Genomic DNA, 20,510 nt, shown 5'->3' with positions numbered 1-20,510 from the left:
GTCAGTCGTCCTCACGCCGTGCGGACGGCGTTATCGCCGGGCCGCCGGAACCAGATGGCGTACCGGGCCCTTGCCCCTCGACTCCACCGCTCGCCCCGGGGGTCTTCTTGCCGCCGCTCTTTTCCGACATCGACTCGAGCACGTAGAAGAACATCGGGATGAAGAACACCGCGATCACCGTCGCGCCGAGCATCCCGCCAATCACACCTGTGCCGATCGAATGCCGGCTGTTGGCCGACGCCCCCAACGCAATGGCAAGCGGCACGCAGCCGAGGATGAAAGCGAGCGACGTCATCACGATCGGCCGCAACCGTTCGGTCGCCGCCGTGACAGCGGCGTCGTATACCGACTCGCCCGCTGCGCGGTTCAGCACCGCGAACTCGAAAATCAGGATCGCGTTCTTGGCGGCGAGCGCGACCAGCATCGTCAGGCCGATCTGGAAGTACACGTCGTTCTCGAGGCCGCGCAGCAGGATCGCCAGCAGCGCGCCGAACAGCGCGAACGGCACGGCCATCAACACGCCAAATGGCAAGCTCCATTTCTCGTATTGCGCCGCGAGAATCAGGAACACCATCACAAGGCCGAACACGAACACCAGGCCCGATGTGCTGCCCGACTGCCGGGCCTCGAAAGCCTCCCCGCTCCAGCCGACGCCATAGCCCGGCGGCATGACCTCGTCGGCCACGTCCTCGAGCGTCGAGATGACCTGCCCGGAGCTATAGCCCGGCGCGCCGTTGGCGGTGATCTTGACCGCCGGAAAGTTGTTGAAGCGCGTGATGAGGTCGGGGCCGGTGACGTACTTCGACGTCACCACGGCCTTGAGCGGCACCATGTTGTTCGTCTTGCTGCGCACATAGAGCTGGTTGAGATCCTGCGGCGTGAGCCGGTATGACGGCTCGGCTTGCAGAATGACCTGCCACAGCCGGCTCGACCGGTTGAACTGCGACACGTACAGCGAGCCGAACATCGTCTGCATCGCGCTATACACCTCTTCGATCGGCACGCCGAGCGTTTCCGACTTGTCGCGATCCACATCGACCAGCAACTGCTGCGCGGACGCATTGAAGGTGGAGGTCACGCGCGCCAGTTCGGGCCGCTTTTTCGCCTTTTCCAGGAAGTCCTGCACCACCCCCGCGAGCTGCGCAATGGTCGCGTCGCCCTTGCTCTGAATCCACATCTCGGTGCCGCCCGTCGTACCGAGCCCCGGAATCGACGGCGGATTGACCGGCAGGATGATCCCCTCCTTCACTTTCGAGAGGTTCTCGTACGCGCCGATCAGCACGGCCCGTGCGTTCTGCGTCTTGATGTTGGCGAACTTGTAGCGTTCGTCGAAACCCTTGAAGCCGATGAAAAACGCGCCCGCGTTGTTCTTGTTCTGGCTGTCGAGCAGACTGAAGCCGTCGATCACCGTCACGCTGCTCACCGCCGGCTGCTTCATGAAGTAGTCGGTGACATGCTGCGAGACTTCGCCGGTGCGGTCGAGGCTCGCAGCGTCCGGCATGATGACCGCGCCGAGCAGATAGCCCTGGTCTTCGGGCGGCAGGAATGACGTGGGAATCGTGCGCATCATGACGACCGCCAGCGCGATCATCCCGCCAAACAGCAGTAGCGCGACCACGAAGCGCTTGATGACCAGTTTGACGACGTTCGTATAGCTGTTCGTCATCCTTTCAAAGCGGGTGTCGAACCATTTGAAGAAACCGCGTTTTTCGTGGTGGCCCGGCTTGAGCAGCAACGCGGCCAGCGCCGGCGAGAGTGTCAATGCGACCACGCCCGAGAAAATCACCGAGATCGCGATCGTGATTGCAAACTGCTTGTACAACTGGCCGGTGATGCCACCGAGAAACGCCACCGGTACGAACACCGCGCACAGCACGAGCACGATCGCGACGACCGGGCCCGCGACTTCGTCCATCGCCCGCTTGGCGGCATCTTTCGGGCTCAGCTTGTGCACCGTCATGTTCCGCTCGACGTTCTCGATCACGACGATCGCGTCGTCCACCACAATGCCGATTGCCAGCACCATGCCGAACAGCGTCAGCATGTTGATCGAGAAGCCGAGCGCGAGCATCCCCATGAAGGTGCCGAGGATCGACACCGGCACCGCCAGCACCGGAATCAGCGTCGCGCGCAGGCTTTGCAGGAACACGAACACGACAATCACGACCAGCACAAGGGCTTCGAAGAACGTGTGGACGACATCCGTGATCGACGCGCGGGTGAAGTCGGTCGTGTCCATCGCGATGCTGTAATCAAGGCCCTCCGGAAAGCTCTTCTTCATCTCGGTGAGCGTCGCGTGAACCTGCTTCGACACATCGAGCGCGTTGGCGCCAGGTTGCTGATAGACCGCGATGACGGTGGCCGGCTTGCCCTGAAACTTGCTGCGAATCGAATAGTCCTTCTGACCGAGCGCAGCGCGGCCGATGTCCTTGAGCCGCACGATCGCCGCGTTGCCGTTCGCCGCGCGAATGATGATGTTGTCGAACTCGGCAGGCTCGCTCAGACGGCCGGTGGTCGTGACCGCGAACGACTGCTCGACTGGCGCGCCGGTCGGCGACTGGCCGAGGCGGCCGACGGCAAATTGCTGGTTCTGGTTGGCCACCGCCCGTTGCACGTCGCCCGCCGTAATGCCCAGTTGCGCCATCCGATCCGGCTTCAGCCAGATCCGCATCGCGTAGTCGGGCGTGCCGAAGATGCTCGACTGGTTGGCGCCCGGAATGCGCTTGAGCGCATCGAGTACGTAGATGTTCGCGTAGTTGGCGATGTAGGTGGCGTCGTAGCGGTCGGTCGGTGAAAAGATCGCGATCACCATCATGAACGCCGACGATTTCTTCTGCACCTGAATGCCTTGCGACTGCACCGATGATGGCAGTTGCGGCAGCGCCAGATTCACGCGATTCTGCACGTCGACCTGCGCGAGCTCCGGGTTGGTGCCGATCTGAAAGTACGCGTTGACGGTCAGGTTGCCGGTCGACGAACTCGACGAGTTCATGTAGATCATGTTGTCCGCGCCGTTCACCTGCTGCTCGATCGGCGCGGCCACGTTGTTGGCCACCACGTCGGCGCTCGCCCCCGGGTAGTTGGCGGAGATCGTGATCTGCGGCGGCGTGACGTCCGGGTACTGCGCGATCGGCAGATTGAACATCGCCACGGCACCGCCGAGCGTGATGACAATCGAGATCACCGACGCGAAGATCGGGCGCTCGATGCAGAAGTGAGAGAGATTCATGTCGCTGGCCGGCTCACTTCGCCGCCATAGTGTCGGACGTGCGCTCCCCGGCCTTTCCTGCTCCGCTCGCCGGCGCATCGGTTGCGGCGGGTGCCGCGGGCGCCGCCGGGGCTGCGACGATCTTCAGCGGCGCATCGGCGGCAACGCGGATCGCACCGTCGACGACCACCCTTTCACCTGGCTGCAATCCCTGCGAGATGAACCAGTCATCGCCGTGCCACTCGCCGACCTCCACCACCCGTTGATGCGCCTTCGAATCGCTGTCGACGACCCACACAAAGTGACTCTTCGCGCCCTGCAATACCGCGCGTTGCGGCACGAGAATCGCGTTCGGGCGCGTGGCGCCGGACACCCGCGCACGGACGAACTGCCCAGGGCGCAGCGTGCCCTTCGGGTTCGCGAACGATGCACGAACGAGGAACGTGCCGGTTTCCGTGCTGAAGGCCGGATTAGTGAAGTTGATATGGCCACGGTCCGGAAATTCAGTGCCGTCGGCCATAATCACCGTCACTTCGAAGTCGTTATTGGCCGGAAACCGCAGATGGCCTTTGCTGGTCTCTTCGCGGTACTTCAGCAGTTCATTCTCGGAAATGCTGAAGTTGACCCACATCGGATCGAGCTGATAAACGTAGGTCAGCAGTCCCGTGGCGGCGGCCGTGACATAGCTGCCGTCCTGCTGCCTGGCGAAGCTCGACAAGCCGGTGAGCGGAGATTTGATCGTCGTGTAGCTGAGGTTTAGCTGGGCGGTTTGCACCTGTCCAAGCGCGGCGATCACCGCGGCTTCCGCCTGCTTTTCATTGCCGGTCGCGTCGTCGAGATCCTTCTTGCTCACGGCGTTCTGCGCGGCCAGCGGGATCACCCGGGCGAGGTTCGCCTTCGTGACGCCGAGCCGCGCCTGCTGCTGCGCAAGCTCGCCTTTTGCGGTTTGCAGAGCGGCCTCGAATGGTTTGGGGTCCATCAGAAAGAGGGTCTGCCCGGCATGCACCAGTTGCCCTTCGGTATAGACCCGCTTGTCGAGAAAACCGTCGACGCGCGCGCGAATCTCGACTTCGCGGGAGCTCTGGGTTTGCGCGGTAAATTCGAAATCGACCGGCGTATCGCGCTGCGCGACCTGCATCACGGTGACTTCGATCGGTCCGGCTGTGGGCAGCGTAGGTGCTTTGTGACAGGCGACGCACAGCGCGAGCGCGGCGAGTGCGGCAAAGGCGAGACGTAGGCGGTTCCTGCTCATGGATGTCTCTCCCGTCCCGATCGATGTCTACTGAACCGTGTAGCCGCGCCCGGTCATGCACGCAGCAACTGCGCGATTGAATGTCGCCATCTGCTGAGACGTCTGTTGCTGACCCGCTTTCTGCTGTTCAGCTGCGGCCTGGTTGGCGCGACGCTGACGCATGCCGCCACCCGCCGTCCCGGTCACCGCACCGATCGCCGCGCCTTTTCCGGCGTTGCCCGCGATGGCACCCACTGCTGCGCCTACGGCCGCGCCGCCGGCTGCGCCCTTGACCGCTCCGCCTTGCTTCGGCGCAGCGCCCGGCTGACCGGATTGCTGTGCAATCGCGACCGGATCCACGCCGGTCGTCTGCTTCGCCCACAACTGGCATTCGGCGGTATCCGTGTTTTGCTTCTGCGCGCTCTGCCCCTTGGCCGGATAGATGATCGGCTGCTGCGCGGCAGCGGCGAATGTCAGCACCCATACCACCAAACCCATTGCGACTCGCTGCATTCGTTGCATGGCTTGAGGTCCTCAATGTTCTACGGTCGACCTGATTACTGGCTACTAGCGGTCAATGTCTGCGCAACGCGCAAACAATTTCCCGGTTCCCCCGAGCAGGTCTCCCGATCGCGCGTCCGGCTCGGCGTGCATTACCGAGGCGATTCGCGTAAGAGCATCGGTGGCTATGACCGCGCGGGGATATTGCGCGCTTCACTGGTCAAACTTGACAATTCTCTGCCCCTGAACGCCCAGACCGGCCATCAAACCCTGCTGGCCGAAAATGAACGCATAGACATCCGATTTCAATGTCGTAGTTGTCATCGATTTGGCCATCCCTGCATCCACCACCACGACGCTCGGTCCCACGCCAACGGACAATCCGGTGCCACTCGTGAGCTCAGTGATTGCCGTGTCGGTCATTAAAAACATCGCCTCCGAAAAGGTTTGCGCGCCTGCTTGCAACCCGTATGAAACCCCGCGCGCCCTGTAGTACCCAAGAATCCTGCCGTCCGGACTAAACATCACGCCCTTTCCACCTTGCGCACCGACTAGCAACCCAGCCTTGACGATGCTCGGAAACACGACGACGGCTTTCGCCTGGAATTGGAGATCCTTCGCCTTTGGCGTGTTGTCGAATAGTTGCTGTAGTGCCTGACGTGCTTGCGCGTCTAACTCGGGGTCCCCACCTTTGGCAACAGTCGGGTTCGTCGAACACGCCACGGCAAACAGAAAGAGGGGAACCGCGAGAATCAGCCGAAGGTACTTGATCATGATGCGTGCTCCATTCAGAAATTGACACCACGGTATGAAACGCGTTTCCGCCTTAAATTCTTCGCAGGCAACGTGAATAGTGGTGTTTGCGTCCCGCTAAAACAATTGGCCTTTGGTCCCATATCGCGTGAATGCGCAAACGCGCGCTTGCGCTACGGCGGCTGATCGCCTTCAAGGGCAGTGCGTACAGTCTTGACGAACAATTCGTCGTTGAACGGCTTGCGCAAATAGGCGACCGCGCCGGCCGCGAGCGCGTGCTCGCGCACGCCGATGTCGTCGTGGGCGGTGATGAAAACGACAGGTATGCCGCTACCGGATAGACGTCGCTGGACTTCCAGTCCGTTCAGCCCCGGCATCTGCACGTCGAGAATGACGCAGTCAGGGCGATATGACGGCATGGACGACAGGGCCTCGAGGAACGCGTCGCCGCTTGCGAACGTGTCGGCGGCGATTCCGATTGAGCGCAATAGCCGCTTGATCGCTCGGCTCACCGATTCATCGTCATCGACGACGACAACGAAGGGCTTGGCTTTTGCCATGGTGAATAGTCCAGTGTCCGGGAATGCATGCGCAAGCGCATTCCCCCATACGACAGCCTACGAGTCAGACAGGTTTGCCGATATTGGACCTTGGTCCCGAGTGGACACCGGAAAGCGAAGCGCGTCGGCACGGAGCGCCATGCGCACCAGATTGCCGCTGCTTAGCGCGATGCGCGTGTTTCAGCAGCACCACCGAGACCGAGCTTGTCCGCGACGCGGACAAGCTCGGCCAGCGACGTGACTTCCATCTTCGCCATCACGCGCGCGCGATGCGCCTTGATCGTTTTTTCGACCGTACCCAGTTCGCCGGCGACCTGCTTGTTCAGACGGCCGGTCACGACGAGCGCCATCACTTCCCGCTCGCGAGGTGTCAGCCGTCCGAGACGCACGCGGATTGCATCCAGTTCGCGATGGACTGCGTACGTTTGCGCCAGGCGCTCGAACGCCTGTCCGATCGCACGCAGCAGATCGGTATCACGCACCGGTTTCGGCAGGAAATCGGTTGCCCCCGCCTTCATTGCTCCTACGGTCATGGGGATATCCCCGTATCCGGTGATGAAAATGATCGGCAGCGCCGCATGGAGCTCGCGCTGCAGTTCCAGACCGCTGAGATCCGGCAATTGAATATCCAGTACCAGGCACGCAGTGCAGGTATCAGCGGACATCCTGTCGAGAAATGCGTGTGCCGAACCGAATGTCTCCACCCGATAGCCGGCGGACTGGATCAGACGCGCCAGCGCACGGCGCACAGAATCGTCGTCGTCGACGACGAACACGAGCGAATCAGAATCTGTCATGGCCAGTATCGCGACTCGTCGTGCCCCGTCGCAGCCGTATCCTCTGCGGGCAGAGCGACATAGAACGTCGCGCCTCGATCGATGTTGTTTTCGGCCCAGAGTCGCCCGCGGTGCATGTCGATGATGGAGCGGCTAATCGACAATCCCAAACCGAGCCCCTGGGGTTTTGATGTAAAGAACGGCTTAAAGATCTTGTCGAGCTTGTCGGAAGTCAGTCCATGGCCCCGATCGCGAACGGCGATGCAGACCATGCCGTTGTTCTCGGGCCGGAGCGTCACGGAGACCACACGATCGAGCGGCGGCACATTGTTCATCGCATCGAATGCGTTGAGCAGGAGATTCAGGATGACCTGCTGCAACTGCACCTTGTCGGCGCGCACCGGCGGCAGATCGCCGTCGATGTCGAGTGTTACGCGCATTCCGCGCACAATCGCGTCGCTGTGCACCAGAAGGATCACGTCACGGATCACGCCCGCGAGGTGGAGCGGCGCGACCTCCAGATCGCCTTTCTTGACGACTGCGCGAATGCGCCGAATCACTTCGCTTGCGCGGTAGTCATCCTGAACGATGTCATTCAGGATCTCCCGAACCTCGCCCAGATCGATCGGATCCGTAGCCATAAACCGCTGCGCGGCCTGCACGTTGCTCAGGATTGCGGTAAGCGGCTGGTTCAACTCATGGGCTAGCGATGAGGCCAGCTGGCCCATGGTGGACACGCGCGTCAGATGCGCGAGCTCCTGGCGGTTGCGGTGTAACTCATAGCGATCCGTCCGGTCGATGATGAAAGCGAGCGTTACGTTGTCGTCGTCGAAGCGAAATGCACCAAGGCCGATTTCCACGGGAAACTCCGTGCCGTCCTTGCGCCGCGCAGACAGTTCCTGCGAAGGCACCAGGTCGTGGGATTGCTGTAACGCGGACGGGGCTGCCCAGAAGCGGGCATTGCTGTCGAAGTGCAGGTCAGGCACCAGCAGTTCGACAGGTTTCCCGATTATTTCGTCGCATTCGTATCCAAACAGCTTCGCAGTTTGCGGGTTGACCATCACCATGAGGCCATGCTCGCCCAGCATCAGAATCGCAAACGGCAATAGCGCCAGTGCCTCACGAAAGTAGCGCTCACCGCTCCCTCGCTCGATCGCGCCAGTGCGTGGACCCGCCGGGTCCACCGATCGTCTGCCGCTCCCGGAAGGTTCCCGGTGAACGACTCTCGCGGAAGCCGTGGTGCGGAGTCGCTCTGCAAATGGAGGCCCGGCGCGAGTCCCACGTTGACCCGCTTCCGGCACGCGGGGAGCTTCCGTGTCGCGAAGGTTCTCCGAGCGTGTCTCGCATGTCTCTCCTGACGAACCTGTTTTCGCCAACGAGTCGAAAGCACTGGCTCTCCTGGCCATCCTCGATAAGCGTGTCCACATCACACGCAGGCCGAGCATGGCGCGGGCAGCGTAACGCGCTGACAGAAGTGGCGAAATATGACTAGCGATCGATGTCGTCGCCCGCTGGCGTCGCGCCAGCACCGTCAGCAACCACAGGATGGCCGCCGTTTCCAGCACGACAGTGACTGGCATGACGATGCTCATGGCCGAACTGCCTCTCAAGGGTCGGCACCGCGAGATGGGCTGACAAGAACTCGCTCTGGATTTCCATAAGAGGCAAAGCCCCTTGACCCGGAGACTGGTTACCGCCGCTAGATGTTACGAAGCCGGCCGGAAACTCAGAATCGTGATTCGCTCGTCAGTGCGCGCTCCAAGCCTGCGTCATGGGCAAGCTTTCGAGTCGTCACCTTTGTTGTGCGTTGCTCGTCCGGCGATTTGCTGGCGTGGCAGATGGCAGATGGCAGGGCTGGACGTGGACACCGCCAGCCAGATGGAAATCCCAGTAAAAACTTCCGCGACCGGATAAGACCGAACGGCAAATTAATCCTAGTACGCAATGAGAAAATAGCAAATGACGTGCACGTATATTCTTCTACATCTCAACTCGGTACCTCTGTTCTGGACAGCCGTTGCATTGGACCAAAGTCCAATTGTTCACGCCTCGCAGAGCATGTAGCTTGAATGACGTCATCGTTGAATCCGAAAGAACCGGAGCCATGCCGATGTCGGCTCGCTGCAGATATACGCTCACTACGTGCAATGCTTAAATAAACCAGGGCTGCAAAGAAAAGGCTGTTCGGCTTGGCCGTGGTGCGCAAACATCCCTCCACTTGTGGGTTCGTCATGGCAAAGGCACACGAGGACCAGGTTAAACCCTCAAGCGCGACCACAAGCTGGGGCAAGTTCGACCATACCGTCATGGTCCTGCAAGGCGGTGGCGCCCTAGGGGCCTACCAGGCCGGCGTTTATGCCGGCCTCGCCGAAGCGGGCGTCGCGCCCGACTGGATCTCCGGCGTGTCGATTGGCGCGATCAATGCCGCGCTGATTGCAGGTAATCTGCCTGAGCAGCGTGTAAAGCGATTGCGGGAGTTCTGGGAACGCGTATCGGCACACGCCCCATTTGTGCCGCCACTATCGCTCGATCCGATGCGCCCACTATTCAATTTCATGAGTGCGGCATCCTCAGTCGCATTTGGCGTGCCGGGTTTCTTTTCGCCACGGATACCGGCGCCTTTTATTTCGCACGAGGGAAACTTCGAGGCGTTAAGCCTTTATGACACAGGCCCGCTCAGGGCATCACTTGAAGAACTGGTCGATTTTGAACTGATCAACCGGAAAGTGGTGCGCCTTTCGCTAGGCGCCGTCAACGTGCGCACCGGTAACTCAGTTTATTTTGACAATAGCAAGACACGGATCGGCCCCAAGCATGTGATGGCAAGCGGTGCACTGCCCCCGGGTTTTCCCGCTGTTCAGGTAGATGGAGAATGGTATTGGGACGGCGGTATCGCGTGCAACTCGCCACTTTGGTACGTTCTGGACGAGGACTACAGAATGAGCGCGTTGATCTTGCAGGTCGACGTATTCAGCGGCGCCGGCGAACTGCCCAAAACCCTCAGAGAAGTGCAGGAACGCACCAAGGACATCCAGTACTCGAGCAAGACACGTTTCAATACGACCCGTGTCAGCGAAATCGAAGAACTTCGCAACTCGCTGCACCGCCTGCTCGACAAGCTGCCACCCTCGCTTCAAACGGACCCCGACGTCCAGAAACTTGGCGCCATCAGCACTCGAGGCGCCGTCGCCCTTGTCCATTTCATCAACCGGCACAACACGCGCTCGTCGAACTTTAAGGATTACGAGTTCTCACGCGCGACCGTGATGGAACTGTGGGACTTCGGATACGGCGATGCCCAAAAGTCGATCGCCAACCCGCAATGGCGTCAAGCCACCGATCTGGGCAATGGCGTGCGCATCTACGACCTGACCGCGTAACACGTCGGACTATCGCAAGCGAAATAGGGAGCGTGCAACATGACCGAAACCGACGTAAAGAAGCGCGCATTTGCCATGCCGCTCACCAGCCCAGCGTATCCGCCCGGTCCTTATCGATTTGTCGATCGGGAGTTCCTGATCATCACTTATCGGACCGATCCGGACGCACTAGCCGAAGTCATTCCAGCCCCCCTCGAAATGACCGAACCGCTCGTAAAATTCGAATTCATCCGGATGCCCGATTCAACGGGCTTTGGCGACTACACTGAAAGCGGCCAGGTCATTCCGGTCAGCTTTCAGGGCCAGCGGGGCAGCTATGTCCACGCCATGTTTCTCGACGACGAACCGCCGATCGCCGGCGGCCGCGAAATCTGGGGATTTCCCAAGAAGCTCGCATCACCTGAGTTGCGGATCGAAAAGGACACCATCGGCGGCATCCTGAGATATGGCCCGGTGCCGATCGCACTTGCGACGATGGGTTACAAGCATCGCGCGCTACCGCACGACCAGATCCTCGCGTCGCTGTCCGCGCCCAATTTTCTGCTCAAGATCATTCCGCACGTGGATGGCTCGCCACGCATCTGCGAACTGGTGCGCTATTTCTGCGAGGACATCACGGTAAAGGGGGCGTGGGGAGGTCCTGCCGCGCTTGAACTGCTCAACCACGCACTCGCGCCCGTCGCGTCGCTGCCTGTCCTTGAAGTGATATCTGGCGTGCACATCCTGTCTGACCTCACACTTGGCCTTGGCACCGTTGTGCACGACTACCTCGCTGAATGAAGGGCCGGGTCGCCGAAAGGCCCACGATCGGTCGGCGGCCTTTTATCGACTGGATTAGCTGCGCGCGAGGAAAGCCACAGTAGCACCGCGCGCGCAAACGGCTAGCAGCTTCATACATTCAATTGCATCCCTGACTGTTGGCGCTCCGATAGCATGTCTTCCCACTCGGGCTTTTATACACGCCCTTACCGTTCTTTGTCTTGGCCTCTCCGCCCTTGCTTGTCTGGGTTGTCGTGACGCCGTTCTGATTCTTTTGGGCCTTCCACGCGTTACCCGTATTCGGGTTATAGCCGCCGGCCGCCTGTCCGTTGCCGCAAACGGTCTCGCCGCGCGCGTTAGTGGCACAGTTCGCGAATGCGTTCGACGACGGCACGACGCATGCCAACGTAAGCAGAACCGTGAATGTGCGTACAGAACTCGTCATGACTCTCTCCCAGGAACGGCGCGACCGGACTCGCGCATCTTCCAGATTAGTCGGATGCAGTCATACGCACATTGGACCTTGGTCCTATTGCGAGCACCGATGGTCCAGCCGTCTCATACATCAATCGGGAACGAACGTCGCGACAATGCCGAAACCATCGATCGACTCGAAGCACACAGTCAAATCGGGTTGCAAGGCTGACATCCGTTCGGCAACGCGCGCTGCCCGGCGCTTTCGGCCGGCACGTGTCGGTGTGGCTTTGCTCTGGCCCGCGTTGGCAAGTGCTCAGGAAATGGAACCACGCGCCTATTCGGCTGCGCCGGTCGGAACGAATTTCGTGGTGGTCGGCTATGCACGATCGAGCGGCGGCTTCTCGGTCGACCCTTCGTTGCCGATTGCCAATGTGCAAGCCAAAATCAACACGTATGCATTCGGCTATTCGCACAGCTTCGGCGTCGGTGGCCATACCGCGAGCGTCGCGGTGTCCGTCCCGTACGCGAGTGCGAATGTAACCGGCGACGTCGAGGGTAGGCCGGCGCATGCCTATCGAACGGGACTGGGCGACGTGCGGTTCAGGGTCGCCGTGAATCTGCTGGGCGATCCGGCGCTCACACCGGAGGAATTCGCGCGGCGCAGACCCTCCACTGTCCTCGGTGTCAGTGTGAGCGTGGTTGCACCGACAGGCCGGTACGTACCGTCCCGCCTGATCAACGTGGGGTCGAACCGATGGTCGTTCAAGCCAGAAATCGGACTGTCCCAGCCGATTGGCAACTGGTTCGTGGAGGGCGCAGCGGGCGTGTGGTTCTTCACAGACAACAACGATTTTTTTGGCGGACGGAGGCGCAGCCAGGATCCGATACCCGAGTTCCAGTTGCATGGCGGCTACACCTGGCGCCCCGGGCTTTGGCTCGCCGCGGACGCGACGTATTTCACGGGCGGCCGGACAGGCGTGAACGGCGTCCAGGATCAGGACCTCCAGCGCAGTGTCCGCTACGGCGTCACGCTGTCGGTGCCGCTTACCGAGAAATGGTCCGCAAAGCTCGCGTGGTCGCGTGGGCTGATAACACGCGTCGGCGGCAATTTTCAAACCTTCTCGGTCGCTCTCCAATACCACTGGTTCAATCGCTGATCGTGCTTGAGTGCGTGGCCGACAGAGCCAACGCCCCCGCAATCGAGCGGCTACTCGCCAAGAATGGCGAGCGCAGCGCGCATGGGCTCAAGCGAGATTTTGACTACCCCATCGAGCGGCGTGTTCATTTCCACGATCAGAAAAATTGCGCCGGCAGTCGACAGTGCACCCATGACTAACACTGTGATGGTCGTACCGTTGCGAGGGGCAAACAAACCAAACGTGCCGAAGAGAATGGCTAACCAGGACACCAGAACCACCAGTAGCGGTATGGGGATTGAACCCTTCTGTTGTAGTAACGCCAACCAGCGCGCGGCGAACACTTCATCGACGATCTGGAGGGCGCGTATCTGCAATTGACTTTGCGCAGCGTTGTGCGGCGAGAGTTCCTCCACCTTGCGCTGGAAGTCTTCCCCCCGTCCCACTGCCTCTGGCCCACTCAGTCGCGCCAGCTGCGACGGATCGCCGGAAGCGAGTACCTCTATCGACGTGGCGGTGATACGTTTAAGCAAGCCGCGAACCTCCCGCGTTTCCGGTCCATATCTGGCCAGCACGCGATCAAGGCGCACGATGTTGGCGGCACTATGCACAATCTCGCTATTGGTCGTGTCGAACGAGCCTTTCGCCGACGAGATCAGCAGGCCAAGCACTAAGGCGGCCATGGTAGCGATCAGGCCGGTCGCCAGTTTGACGACATCGGTTGATTCATCGCTAAGGTGGTGTTGCGGCAGCACGACGCGCAAATACGAGCCAAGCAGCGCGCTGCCAACAACGCATAAGAACACAATCAACGCGATGACGAGGTGGTTCACCCGGCAATCCTCCGTCTCTGGTTCTGGTATTGCACATAGCGCCCGTCTTCGAATCGGAGCGCTTACCGGCCCCGCGTCTTCGCGGCGCCGACGTTACCCCTGTTTCCACGAATCGCGCGATTGACGAAGTCTGGTCATTCCCTCTTACTGTTCCGCATCTTGCTCGCTGCGCGGCTGCATGCAATTGGACCAAGGTCCAATTGCATGCACGCTTTGGTAAACCTATCTTTCTAGCTGCGCTACTGACGGCAACAGCGACCCGGCCGCCAACATCTGTACCCCGTGTCTGCTCATTCGCCTTCCGTCCATGGCACGGGCCGCGCTGCGGAAGTACCGTGAGGCGGACAGGAGCAAAGCATCGTGACTTCCAGACTGTCCATCCGAATGTTGGCGCTGGCATTGGCGTTATCGGCCATGCAGCCGGTCCGCGCCGCGACTCAAGACCCTGGGTGGCCGCGTGAAATTGTCCAGGGCGACGCGACCCTCACCTATTACCAGCCGCAGATCGACGACTGGAAAGACTTCAAGGAACTGACCGGTCGAATGGCGATTAGCATCACCCAGCGCGGCGGCAAGCCGCAGGTGGGCGTGATCACGTTGCAAACGCACACCGACGTGGATATCGACAGTCGGAACGTACTTTTAAGCAATCCGCAAATTACCGGTACCGCTTTCCCCGGTGCGGACGAGGCAACGAGCCAGAAGCTAGACCAGCTGGTGCGAAAGTTTCTCAATCCGCAGGCGTCGCTGACCTTGTCGATGGATCGGCTGGTGGCGAGCATCGACAAAAAGAAGGCAGCACCGGTCGCACGCATCAAGAGCGATCCACCGGCAATCTTCGTCAGTTTCGGGCCGGCAGTCCTGCTGTTTGTGGACGGCGACCCAGTACCCGCGCCAATCCAGAATTCAGACCTCTCATTCGTCGTCAACGCCAGTTGGCCGCTGTTCGTCGATAACGCCGCCCACCAGTACTACCTGTTTACCGGTCAGTCATGGATGACGTCGACCGACATGAAAACCGGATGGGCGGAAACGAAGACACTCCCTGCTAAGATGACGAAGGTTCCCGCCGACCCCACCTGGACGGACCTGAAGCCCTTCATTCCGCCATCTGCGAAGCAAGCTGCGAAACCGCCGGCGGTCTTCTTCAGCAGCACGCCGGCTGAGCTGATCGTGTTCGACGGCCAACCGGTCTACGCCGCGATTGCCGGCACCGGGCTGGTATTCGCGAAGAATACCGACAGCGATGTGTTCGTCTACGCGCCGACAAAGACCTACTACTATCTGACCGCGGGCCGGTGGTTTTCGTCGCCCAGCCCCAGTGGGCCATGGACGTTCGCAACGGACCAACTGCCGGCCGATTTCGCCAGAATTCCTCGCGACAGCCCAGCCTCGCGAGTCCTCGCTTCCGTGCCCGGCACGCCGGAAGCCGACGATGCGGTGCTGCTCGCGCAGATTCCGACGACCGTTGAGGTGAACCCTGCCGCGGCCGCTGCCGAGATCAAAGTCGCATACAGCGGCGAACCGAATTTCGCACCGATCCAAGGCACGACGCTCGCCTACGCAACCAACACCCCCGACAAGATCATCAAGGTAGAGAATCGCTATTACCTCTGCTCACGGGGCGTATGGTTCGATTCGCCGTCGCCAGCCGGACCGTGGCAAACCAGCAGTTCAGTGCCCCAGGTGATTTATACGATCCCGCCGGCGTCGCCCGTTTATAACGTCACTTACGTGACGCAACAGGTCGTGCCAGGCGGGTCTGTCCAGGCTAGCTACACCGCCGGATACCTCGGCATGTTTATCGCAGGCGCGGCCGTCGGCGCAATCGTTGCACAAGGCAACGGCTACTACTATCCGCCCTATGTCCGCGTGGGCTACGGGCCGTATCCGGTCTATTACCCGCGTCCGGCGCCGTACGGATACCCGACCTACAACCCCTATACAGGTGCGCGCGGCGTACGCGGCAGTGCCTATGGCCCGGCGGGTAGCGCGCAATGGGGCGCATCGTACAACCCTTATACCGGTACCTACGCGCGCGGCGCCACGGCTTCCGGGAAGTACGGCAGCGCAAGTGTCGGGCAGGCTTATAACCCCTACACCGGCGCCTATGCCGCTACCCGCCAGGGATCGAACGCGTACGGCCAGTGGGGAAGCTCTGTGGTGACGAAGGGGAACCAGTGGGCGGCGACGCAGCACTCCACCACAGCGAAGGGCTCGGTCGGGAGTTATCAGAATTCGGCAGGCGGCAAGGCGGTTGCTGGAAGCGCGGCCAACGGCAGAGCCGTAGCGGGTAAGACAGCAAACGGCGACCTTTACGCAGGACGTGATGGCAATGTGTACAAGAACACGGGTGGGAGCTGGCAGAAATACGATAACGGTTCCTGGTCCAATGTGAACAAACCGACACCGCAGTCGTCGCCGCAAAAAGCGCAATCCGCGCAGCCCCAGCGAACGCCCACTACGACGAACACCGGCGCTACTCAGCAAAACGCGCAGAGCTATCAGCAGCAGCGCGCTGCAGGGGCACAGTCCGGTAAGGCCGGAGCCACTCAGCAAAGCGCCCAGAGCTATCAGCAACAACGGTCCGCAGGAGCCCAGCCGGCGAATCCCCGGCCCGCTCAGCAAGGAACCCAGAACTATCAGCAGCAGCGCACCACGCCAGCACCGACGAGCAGGGCCACTGCCCAGCCTCAAAATGCTGCTGGTGGAATCAACCGGACCAGCGAACAGCCCTCCTTTGGAGGGCTGAACAACGACATGCAGAATCGTCAGAGAGGTGCGATCCAGAGTCAACGCTACGCACAATCGGGAGGCGGTGTCGAACGGAGAGCCAACGGCGCGGGCGGCGCAAGGGGTGGCGGTGGTGGTTTCCGTCGGCAGTAGTCCAGGCAAAACCCGTCTGGTTGGTCCCCTGACCATCGCGCGACTGTTGCTGGTCGGCGCAACCGTGACGGCTGTGGTCGCGCAGGGGGAGCCTCCCGTGGTTCGTTCGAACGCTGACTTGACCGTCGAACAGGTGCGGCGCACGGCCCGGGAAGCAGAGGTCCGCAAAGACATCGATGTGCCCACCAAGGCACGCATAGTGGAACTGTCCCGCGCGGCGCTCGTGGATCTGGAGCGTGTTCCCGAGCTGCGTGCCCAAGCGGAGACCGATCGTCAGTTGATGCGCGATGCGCCGGACCAGATTCGTGACCTGGAGCGGACGCTGGAAAAACTGCGCGCTGAATCAGACCAGGTGGTTGCCGGCCCTTCGAGTTCCGGCAGCACACTCAATGAACTGGAGCAGGCGCTGGCCCAGGCCGAGACTCGCCAGGCCTCGGCGCGCGCCGAACTCGCGATGCTCGACCTCGAAATCGAACGTGTCGACACGGAGCCCGCGGAGCTGCGCAACACGCAGCGCGAGGCGCAAGCCGGTCTGGAGCGGTTGCGCGAAGAGATCCAGACTGCTTCAGGTGCGCCACGTCAGACTTTGCTCACCATGACGGAGATGCAGGCCAGGCGAGCCGCGCTGCTGGTTCGCGAAGCTCAGGCTGACGCCTTGCGCAGCCGCATCGATGCGCAACCTCTATTGGCCCGTTTGACACAGCTGCGGCGGGCAGTGATTCGGACGCAATTGCAGCGCGACGATGCTGACCTGAAGCGGCTGGTGGCTCTCGTCGATCAGCGCCGAGTCGAAGACGCACGGCGGGCCGAAGAGGAGGCCTCCGAACGCCAACGGCAGTTGGTGGACCGCAGTCCCGCCTTGAGTCGATTGGCGGCGGCCAATGTGCAAAGCTCTGCACAGCTTGCCGAGACGGCGAAAGAAATCGAGTCGTTACGGCAAGCTCGCGATCGGCGCACGGCGGAGGCGGAGCAGCTGGCGGTCGATTTTCAGCGCGCGCGCCTCAGCCTGGAGCGCAGCAAGCTCACGGAATCACTGGCCCGGGTGCTCGCGGAGCGCGCTGCCGCGCTGCCTGAAGCGGAGCAGTTCCGTCGCGCGCGCGGCGAACGGGCGCGGGCTGCTGAGTCAATCGCTGCGGCTGCGTTCCAGGTCGAGCGCGAACAACGTCGCCTTGCGAACCCGGACCAGGAACTCGACGCCGTCATGCGCGAAGAGGCTGCGCGCACGCGCCCGGCAGAGTTCGCGGCCCTGCGCGACGAAGCGATGGCCCTGATTGCGGACCGCAAGGAACTGCTCGATCGGCTGTTGACCTCGCAGCGAACCTACCTGAACACACTGGACGAACTCGTCGCCGCCGAGGACCAGCTCCTGAGCACCGCGCAAGACTATCGCAGCCTGATCAACAAGGCGCTGTTCTGGGTGCCTGTGGCCCCCCTGTCTGAACGGTCTTTCAGTAATTTGCCGCAGACGCTGCGGTGGCTGGCCTCGCCAAAGAGCTGGCGCGAGGTAGGCGAAACCATCGAGACCCAGGCGCAGCAACGCTCGCTGCAAGTGCTTGTCCTGTTTGGCGCCGTGTTCGCCATCCTGGCTGCGCGAAAGCGTCTGCTTGCGCGTCTGCAGCACCTCTCCGAACGCAAGGGTGCAGGGGACGATCCCAACGTCGCCTCCACCGTGCAGGCCCTCGGCACCACCCTGCTCGTCGTTGCGCCGCTGCCGCTGGCCATCTGGACGGTCGGCAACCTGATCGTCGTCTCGTCGACGGCTTCAGAATTTGCCAATGCTGTCGGCGAGGGGCTCGGCCTGACTGCGTGGGGTGTACTCGTAGGGATGTTCTTCTCGCGGCTTTTTCGTCCCGCTGGCATTGCCGAGGTGCATTTCGGACGGGACGCCCGGTCAGCGCGTGTGTTACGCCGCGCATCACGCGTGTTCACGCTCCTCGTGGTGCCGCTGGGCTTCGTCAACCTGGCCGCGTCCCACTACGACGATCTCATCGTGCGGGCCTCGCTTGGGCGCCTAACGCATATGCTGTCGCTCATCGTGTTCGCCGGAATGATCGGCATGACCTTCCGGCCGGGTGGCCGGGTTCTCTCGCGATATTTCGGTCCAGGCGCGGAGGACCGGAATGTGGCCATGAAATATGCGGCCTACGGGTTCGCTTGTGTGGTGCCGTTATCGCTCGCGGTACTGTCAGCGGTTGGCTTTTACAATGCTGCGCAGGTCTTCGGTCGGCTCACGCTGATCAGTTGCCTCGCTGCGGCAGCGATCGCGCTGTTCCATACGCTGACCGCGCGCTGGTTGCGCGACCGACGCGACGAACTTGAGCGCGCGCGGACGCAGGGCATGGATCGGGAGGCAGAAGTTCTCATCGACGGGGCGCGCAAGAACCTGGAGCGCCCCGACCTGGCCTCGATCGGAGCCCAGGCGACGCGGTTGTTGCGTGCGTTATCCGCGATACTGCTGGTGGTTGCCGTGCTGGTGGTCTGGCACGGAGCATTGCCGGGTCTGAGCCTGCTAAACGAGATTTCTCTCTGGACCTATACCGATGTCGAGGAGGGGCAAACGGTGGAGCGCGCCGTCACCCTCGGGGGCGTGATGCTCGCCCTGACGATAGGATTTGTCGCTGTCGTTGCGGTCAAAAACATCGGCGGCTTCCTTGATATTGCGTTCCCAGATCGGGCACGTCTCTCAGGCGGCAGCCGCTATGCCATTAGAACCGTGGCCCGCTACGTCATTGTGGGTGGGGCGGTGGTGACGGTGTTTAGTGTGCTGGGCGGCAACTGGTCCCGGATTCAATGGCTGGTCGCGGCCATGGGCGTGGGCCTCGGCTTCGGCCTGCAAGAGATCTTTGCAAATTTCGTCTCCGGTTTGATCATATTGTTCGAGCGGCCGATCCGTATCGGCGATACCGTGACTGTCGCAGACGTGACCGGCGTCGTGACCCGTATGCAGGCGCGCGCCACGACAGTGACCGATTTCGATCGCAAGGAAGTGGTGATACCGAACAAGACCGTCATCACGGAGCGAGTCGTCAACTGGACGCTGAGTGATCACATCACGCGGGTAGTGCTGAAGGTCGGCGTCGCCTACGGATCCGACACTGAGGCTACGTGCAAAACGATCCTGAAAGCAGTGCGCTCAGTGCCCTATGTCCTCACGAATCCCGCCCCTAGCGTATTCTTCCTCGCTTTCGGCGACAGTTCACTCGATTTTGAGGCGCGATTCTTTATCGAGGGCGTCAATCAACGAATTCCCGCCACCCACGATGTGCTCACGGCGATCGAACGTGAGTTGCGCCAGGCGGGAGTTGAAATTCCGTTCCCGCAGCGCGATGTTCATCTCAAGTCCGGACTCCCGGCGCTGCCGGCGCACGACGCGGCACCGCGCACGGAGGATGGAACCGCAGCGGGTGCCACCGCCTCTCGTTAATCAATGGATCACGCGTCATAGCGAGCCTTCTGATGTTGCCGAGCGCCAGATCTCCCGCATTCACGGAAACGCCGGGCTCGAGCTACTTCGTTTGACCTGGCTCATCCGTCCGCGGCAGCGTGCCGGGCCTCTTCGCACTCAATCCCGATGCGCCGCTCGATGTCGTCCTGCGTTGACTCGTGAGAACGCCATATTCGTCGAACTCGAACACGACTGTCGAAGATTGCGTGTCGGCCCCGCCGAAGAGCGGACCGATGAGCGGGATAAAGCTTTCGGGACGAGGCCGGGATGTGACGAATGAATAGATCAGCACAGTCGATCCATCGCTTAGCGTGGTCTGTGCCGTTGGAGATCCAAGCACGGCGACAACCTCGTCAAGGCCTGTCACGCCTTGCTTGAAGCTCGACAGTTGCTCTGGTTTGACGTCGACGCCCGCCGATATGCAGGCGGCCAACGCACTGCAAAGCACAATCAGAAGGTAAATACGCTTCATGTCATCACCGCTACGACTCAAGGCGCTGCGACCGGAATCGCTGAACCCACCTTCCATGCTCGCGTGTTCGGTGCGACTGCGACGCCCTATCCGAAGGATACATCCGGGCCGTGATCCAGCAGCTTAATAAAATGGGTTATCAGTTATTTGCCC

Annotated in this window: 15 protein-coding genes; 5 read left to right on the top strand and 10 right to left on the bottom strand. The window is 61.3% G+C overall.

The annotated features are described in order from the left end of the window. Nucleotide 1: 1 nt before the first annotated feature. The 7 genes from AC3WOG_RS22615 to AC3WOG_RS22585 all read right to left on the bottom strand — a co-directional run bounded on the left by AC3WOG_RS22615 (nucleotide 2) and on the right by AC3WOG_RS22585 (nucleotide 8,621). The gene (locus AC3WOG_RS22615) at nucleotides 2–3,229 is read right to left on the bottom strand and encodes an efflux RND transporter permease subunit (protein WP_492580172.1); all 3,228 of its coding nucleotides are present in this window, start codon (nucleotides 3,227–3,229) and stop codon (nucleotides 2–4) included. Between the two features lie 13 nt (nucleotides 3,230–3,242). Further along, the gene (locus AC3WOG_RS22610; protein WP_492580171.1) at nucleotides 3,243–4,460 is read right to left on the bottom strand and encodes an efflux RND transporter periplasmic adaptor subunit; all 1,218 of its coding nucleotides are present in this window, start codon (nucleotides 4,458–4,460) and stop codon (nucleotides 3,243–3,245) included. A 27-nt stretch (nucleotides 4,461–4,487) separates the two neighbouring features. Next, on the bottom strand, nucleotides 4,488–4,961 hold the full coding sequence (locus tag AC3WOG_RS22605) for a glycine zipper family protein (protein WP_492580170.1): 474 nt from the start codon (nucleotides 4,959–4,961) through the stop codon (nucleotides 4,488–4,490). A 192-nt stretch (nucleotides 4,962–5,153) separates the two neighbouring features. After that, on the bottom strand, nucleotides 5,154–5,714 hold the full coding sequence (locus AC3WOG_RS22600) for a lipid-binding SYLF domain-containing protein (RefSeq protein WP_492580169.1): 561 nt from the start codon (nucleotides 5,712–5,714) through the stop codon (nucleotides 5,154–5,156). Nucleotides 5,715–5,866: 152 nt separating this feature from the next. After that, nucleotides 5,867–6,253 carry a response regulator transcription factor gene (locus AC3WOG_RS22595; protein WP_492580168.1) on the bottom strand — a complete coding sequence of 129 codons (387 nt, stop codon included), beginning with the start codon at nucleotides 6,251–6,253 and terminating at the stop codon, nucleotides 5,867–5,869. 161 nt (nucleotides 6,254–6,414) lie between these two features. Continuing rightward, nucleotides 6,415–7,050, bottom strand: coding sequence for a response regulator transcription factor (locus AC3WOG_RS22590; protein WP_492580167.1), 636 nt, complete (start codon nucleotides 7,048–7,050; stop codon nucleotides 6,415–6,417). Continuing rightward, the gene (locus AC3WOG_RS22585) at nucleotides 7,047–8,621 is read right to left on the bottom strand and encodes a sensor histidine kinase (RefSeq protein WP_492580166.1); all 1,575 of its coding nucleotides are present in this window, start codon (nucleotides 8,619–8,621) and stop codon (nucleotides 7,047–7,049) included. Before AC3WOG_RS22585 ends, AC3WOG_RS22590 begins: the two co-directional genes overlap by 4 nt. 639 nt (nucleotides 8,622–9,260) lie before the next feature. On the opposite strand from AC3WOG_RS22585, the gene AC3WOG_RS22580 reads away from it, so the two are divergent. Together AC3WOG_RS22580 and AC3WOG_RS22575 are read left to right on the top strand one after the other, a co-directional pair. Further along, nucleotides 9,261–10,409, top strand: coding sequence for a patatin-like phospholipase family protein (locus AC3WOG_RS22580; RefSeq protein ID WP_492580165.1), 1,149 nt, complete (start codon nucleotides 9,261–9,263; stop codon nucleotides 10,407–10,409). A 39-nt stretch (nucleotides 10,410–10,448) separates the two neighbouring features. Then, entirely contained in the window at nucleotides 10,449–11,189 is a 741-nt protein-coding gene (locus tag AC3WOG_RS22575; protein WP_492580164.1) for an acetoacetate decarboxylase, read from the top strand. A 118-nt stretch (nucleotides 11,190–11,307) separates the two neighbouring features. Here the strand turns inward: AC3WOG_RS22575 and AC3WOG_RS22570 are convergent, their stop codons facing one another. After that, nucleotides 11,308–11,613, bottom strand: a complete 306-nt coding sequence (locus tag AC3WOG_RS22570; protein ID WP_492580163.1) for a hypothetical protein — start codon at nucleotides 11,611–11,613, stop codon at nucleotides 11,308–11,310. A gap of 292 nt (nucleotides 11,614–11,905) precedes the next feature. On the opposite strand from AC3WOG_RS22570, the gene AC3WOG_RS22565 reads away from it, so the two are divergent. Then, on the top strand, nucleotides 11,906–12,742 hold the full coding sequence (locus tag AC3WOG_RS22565; RefSeq protein WP_492580162.1) for a transporter: 837 nt from the start codon (nucleotides 11,906–11,908) through the stop codon (nucleotides 12,740–12,742). A 50-nt stretch (nucleotides 12,743–12,792) separates the two neighbouring features. Here AC3WOG_RS22565 and AC3WOG_RS22560 read toward each other — a convergent pair whose 3' ends face one another. Beyond that, on the bottom strand, nucleotides 12,793–13,554 hold the full coding sequence (locus AC3WOG_RS22560) for a bestrophin-like domain (RefSeq protein ID WP_492580161.1): 762 nt from the start codon (nucleotides 13,552–13,554) through the stop codon (nucleotides 12,793–12,795). Between the two features lie 360 nt (nucleotides 13,555–13,914). On the opposite strand from AC3WOG_RS22560, the gene AC3WOG_RS22555 reads away from it, so the two are divergent. Both AC3WOG_RS22555 and AC3WOG_RS22550 read left to right on the top strand, forming a co-directional pair. Next, nucleotides 13,915–16,440, top strand: a complete 2,526-nt coding sequence (locus AC3WOG_RS22555; RefSeq protein WP_492580160.1) for a hypothetical protein — start codon at nucleotides 13,915–13,917, stop codon at nucleotides 16,438–16,440. A 118-nt stretch (nucleotides 16,441–16,558) separates the two neighbouring features. Continuing rightward, the gene (locus tag AC3WOG_RS22550; RefSeq protein WP_492580159.1) at nucleotides 16,559–19,864 is read left to right on the top strand and encodes a mechanosensitive ion channel domain-containing protein; all 3,306 of its coding nucleotides are present in this window, start codon (nucleotides 16,559–16,561) and stop codon (nucleotides 19,862–19,864) included. 82 nt (nucleotides 19,865–19,946) lie between these two features. On the opposite strand, the gene AC3WOG_RS22545 is transcribed toward AC3WOG_RS22550, so the two are convergent. Beyond that, on the bottom strand, nucleotides 19,947–20,357 hold the full coding sequence (locus tag AC3WOG_RS22545) for a hypothetical protein (RefSeq protein ID WP_492582409.1): 411 nt from the start codon (nucleotides 20,355–20,357) through the stop codon (nucleotides 19,947–19,949). Nucleotides 20,358–20,510 lie beyond the last annotated feature (153 nt).

It is taken from the genome of Paraburkholderia sp. FW306-02-B, assembly GCF_058782725.1.
The sequence above is the reverse complement of the archived record's forward strand: the minus strand, read 5'-3'. Positions and strand labels throughout refer to the sequence as shown.

Excerpts from the sequence above, each read along its gene's own strand:
- AC3WOG_RS22615 (WP_492580172.1), bottom strand. The coding sequence starts at position 3,229 with ATGAATCTCTCTCACTTCTGCATCGAGCGCCCGATCTTCGCGTCGGTG.
- AC3WOG_RS22610 (WP_492580171.1), bottom strand. The coding sequence starts at position 4,460 with ATGAGCAGGAACCGCCTACGTCTCGCCTTTGCCGCACTCGCCGCGCTC.
- AC3WOG_RS22605 (WP_492580170.1), bottom strand. The coding sequence starts at position 4,961 with ATGCAACGAATGCAGCGAGTCGCAATGGGTTTGGTGGTATGGGTGCTG.
- AC3WOG_RS22600 (WP_492580169.1), bottom strand. The coding sequence starts at position 5,714 with ATGATCAAGTACCTTCGGCTGATTCTCGCGGTTCCCCTCTTTCTGTTT.
- AC3WOG_RS22595 (WP_492580168.1), bottom strand. The coding sequence starts at position 6,253 with ATGGCAAAAGCCAAGCCCTTCGTTGTCGTCGTCGATGACGATGAATCG.
- AC3WOG_RS22590 (WP_492580167.1), bottom strand. The coding sequence starts at position 7,050 with ATGACAGATTCTGATTCGCTCGTGTTCGTCGTCGACGACGACGATTCT.
- AC3WOG_RS22585 (WP_492580166.1), bottom strand. The coding sequence starts at position 8,621 with ATGAGCATCGTCATGCCAGTCACTGTCGTGCTGGAAACGGCGGCCATC.
- AC3WOG_RS22580 (WP_492580165.1), top strand. The coding sequence starts at position 9,261 with ATGGCAAAGGCACACGAGGACCAGGTTAAACCCTCAAGCGCGACCACA.
- AC3WOG_RS22575 (WP_492580164.1), top strand. The coding sequence starts at position 10,449 with ATGACCGAAACCGACGTAAAGAAGCGCGCATTTGCCATGCCGCTCACC.
- AC3WOG_RS22570 (WP_492580163.1), bottom strand. The coding sequence starts at position 11,613 with ATGACGAGTTCTGTACGCACATTCACGGTTCTGCTTACGTTGGCATGC.
- AC3WOG_RS22565 (WP_492580162.1), top strand. The coding sequence starts at position 11,906 with ATGGAACCACGCGCCTATTCGGCTGCGCCGGTCGGAACGAATTTCGTG.
- AC3WOG_RS22545 (WP_492582409.1), bottom strand. The coding sequence starts at position 20,357 with ATGAAGCGTATTTACCTTCTGATTGTGCTTTGCAGTGCGTTGGCCGCC.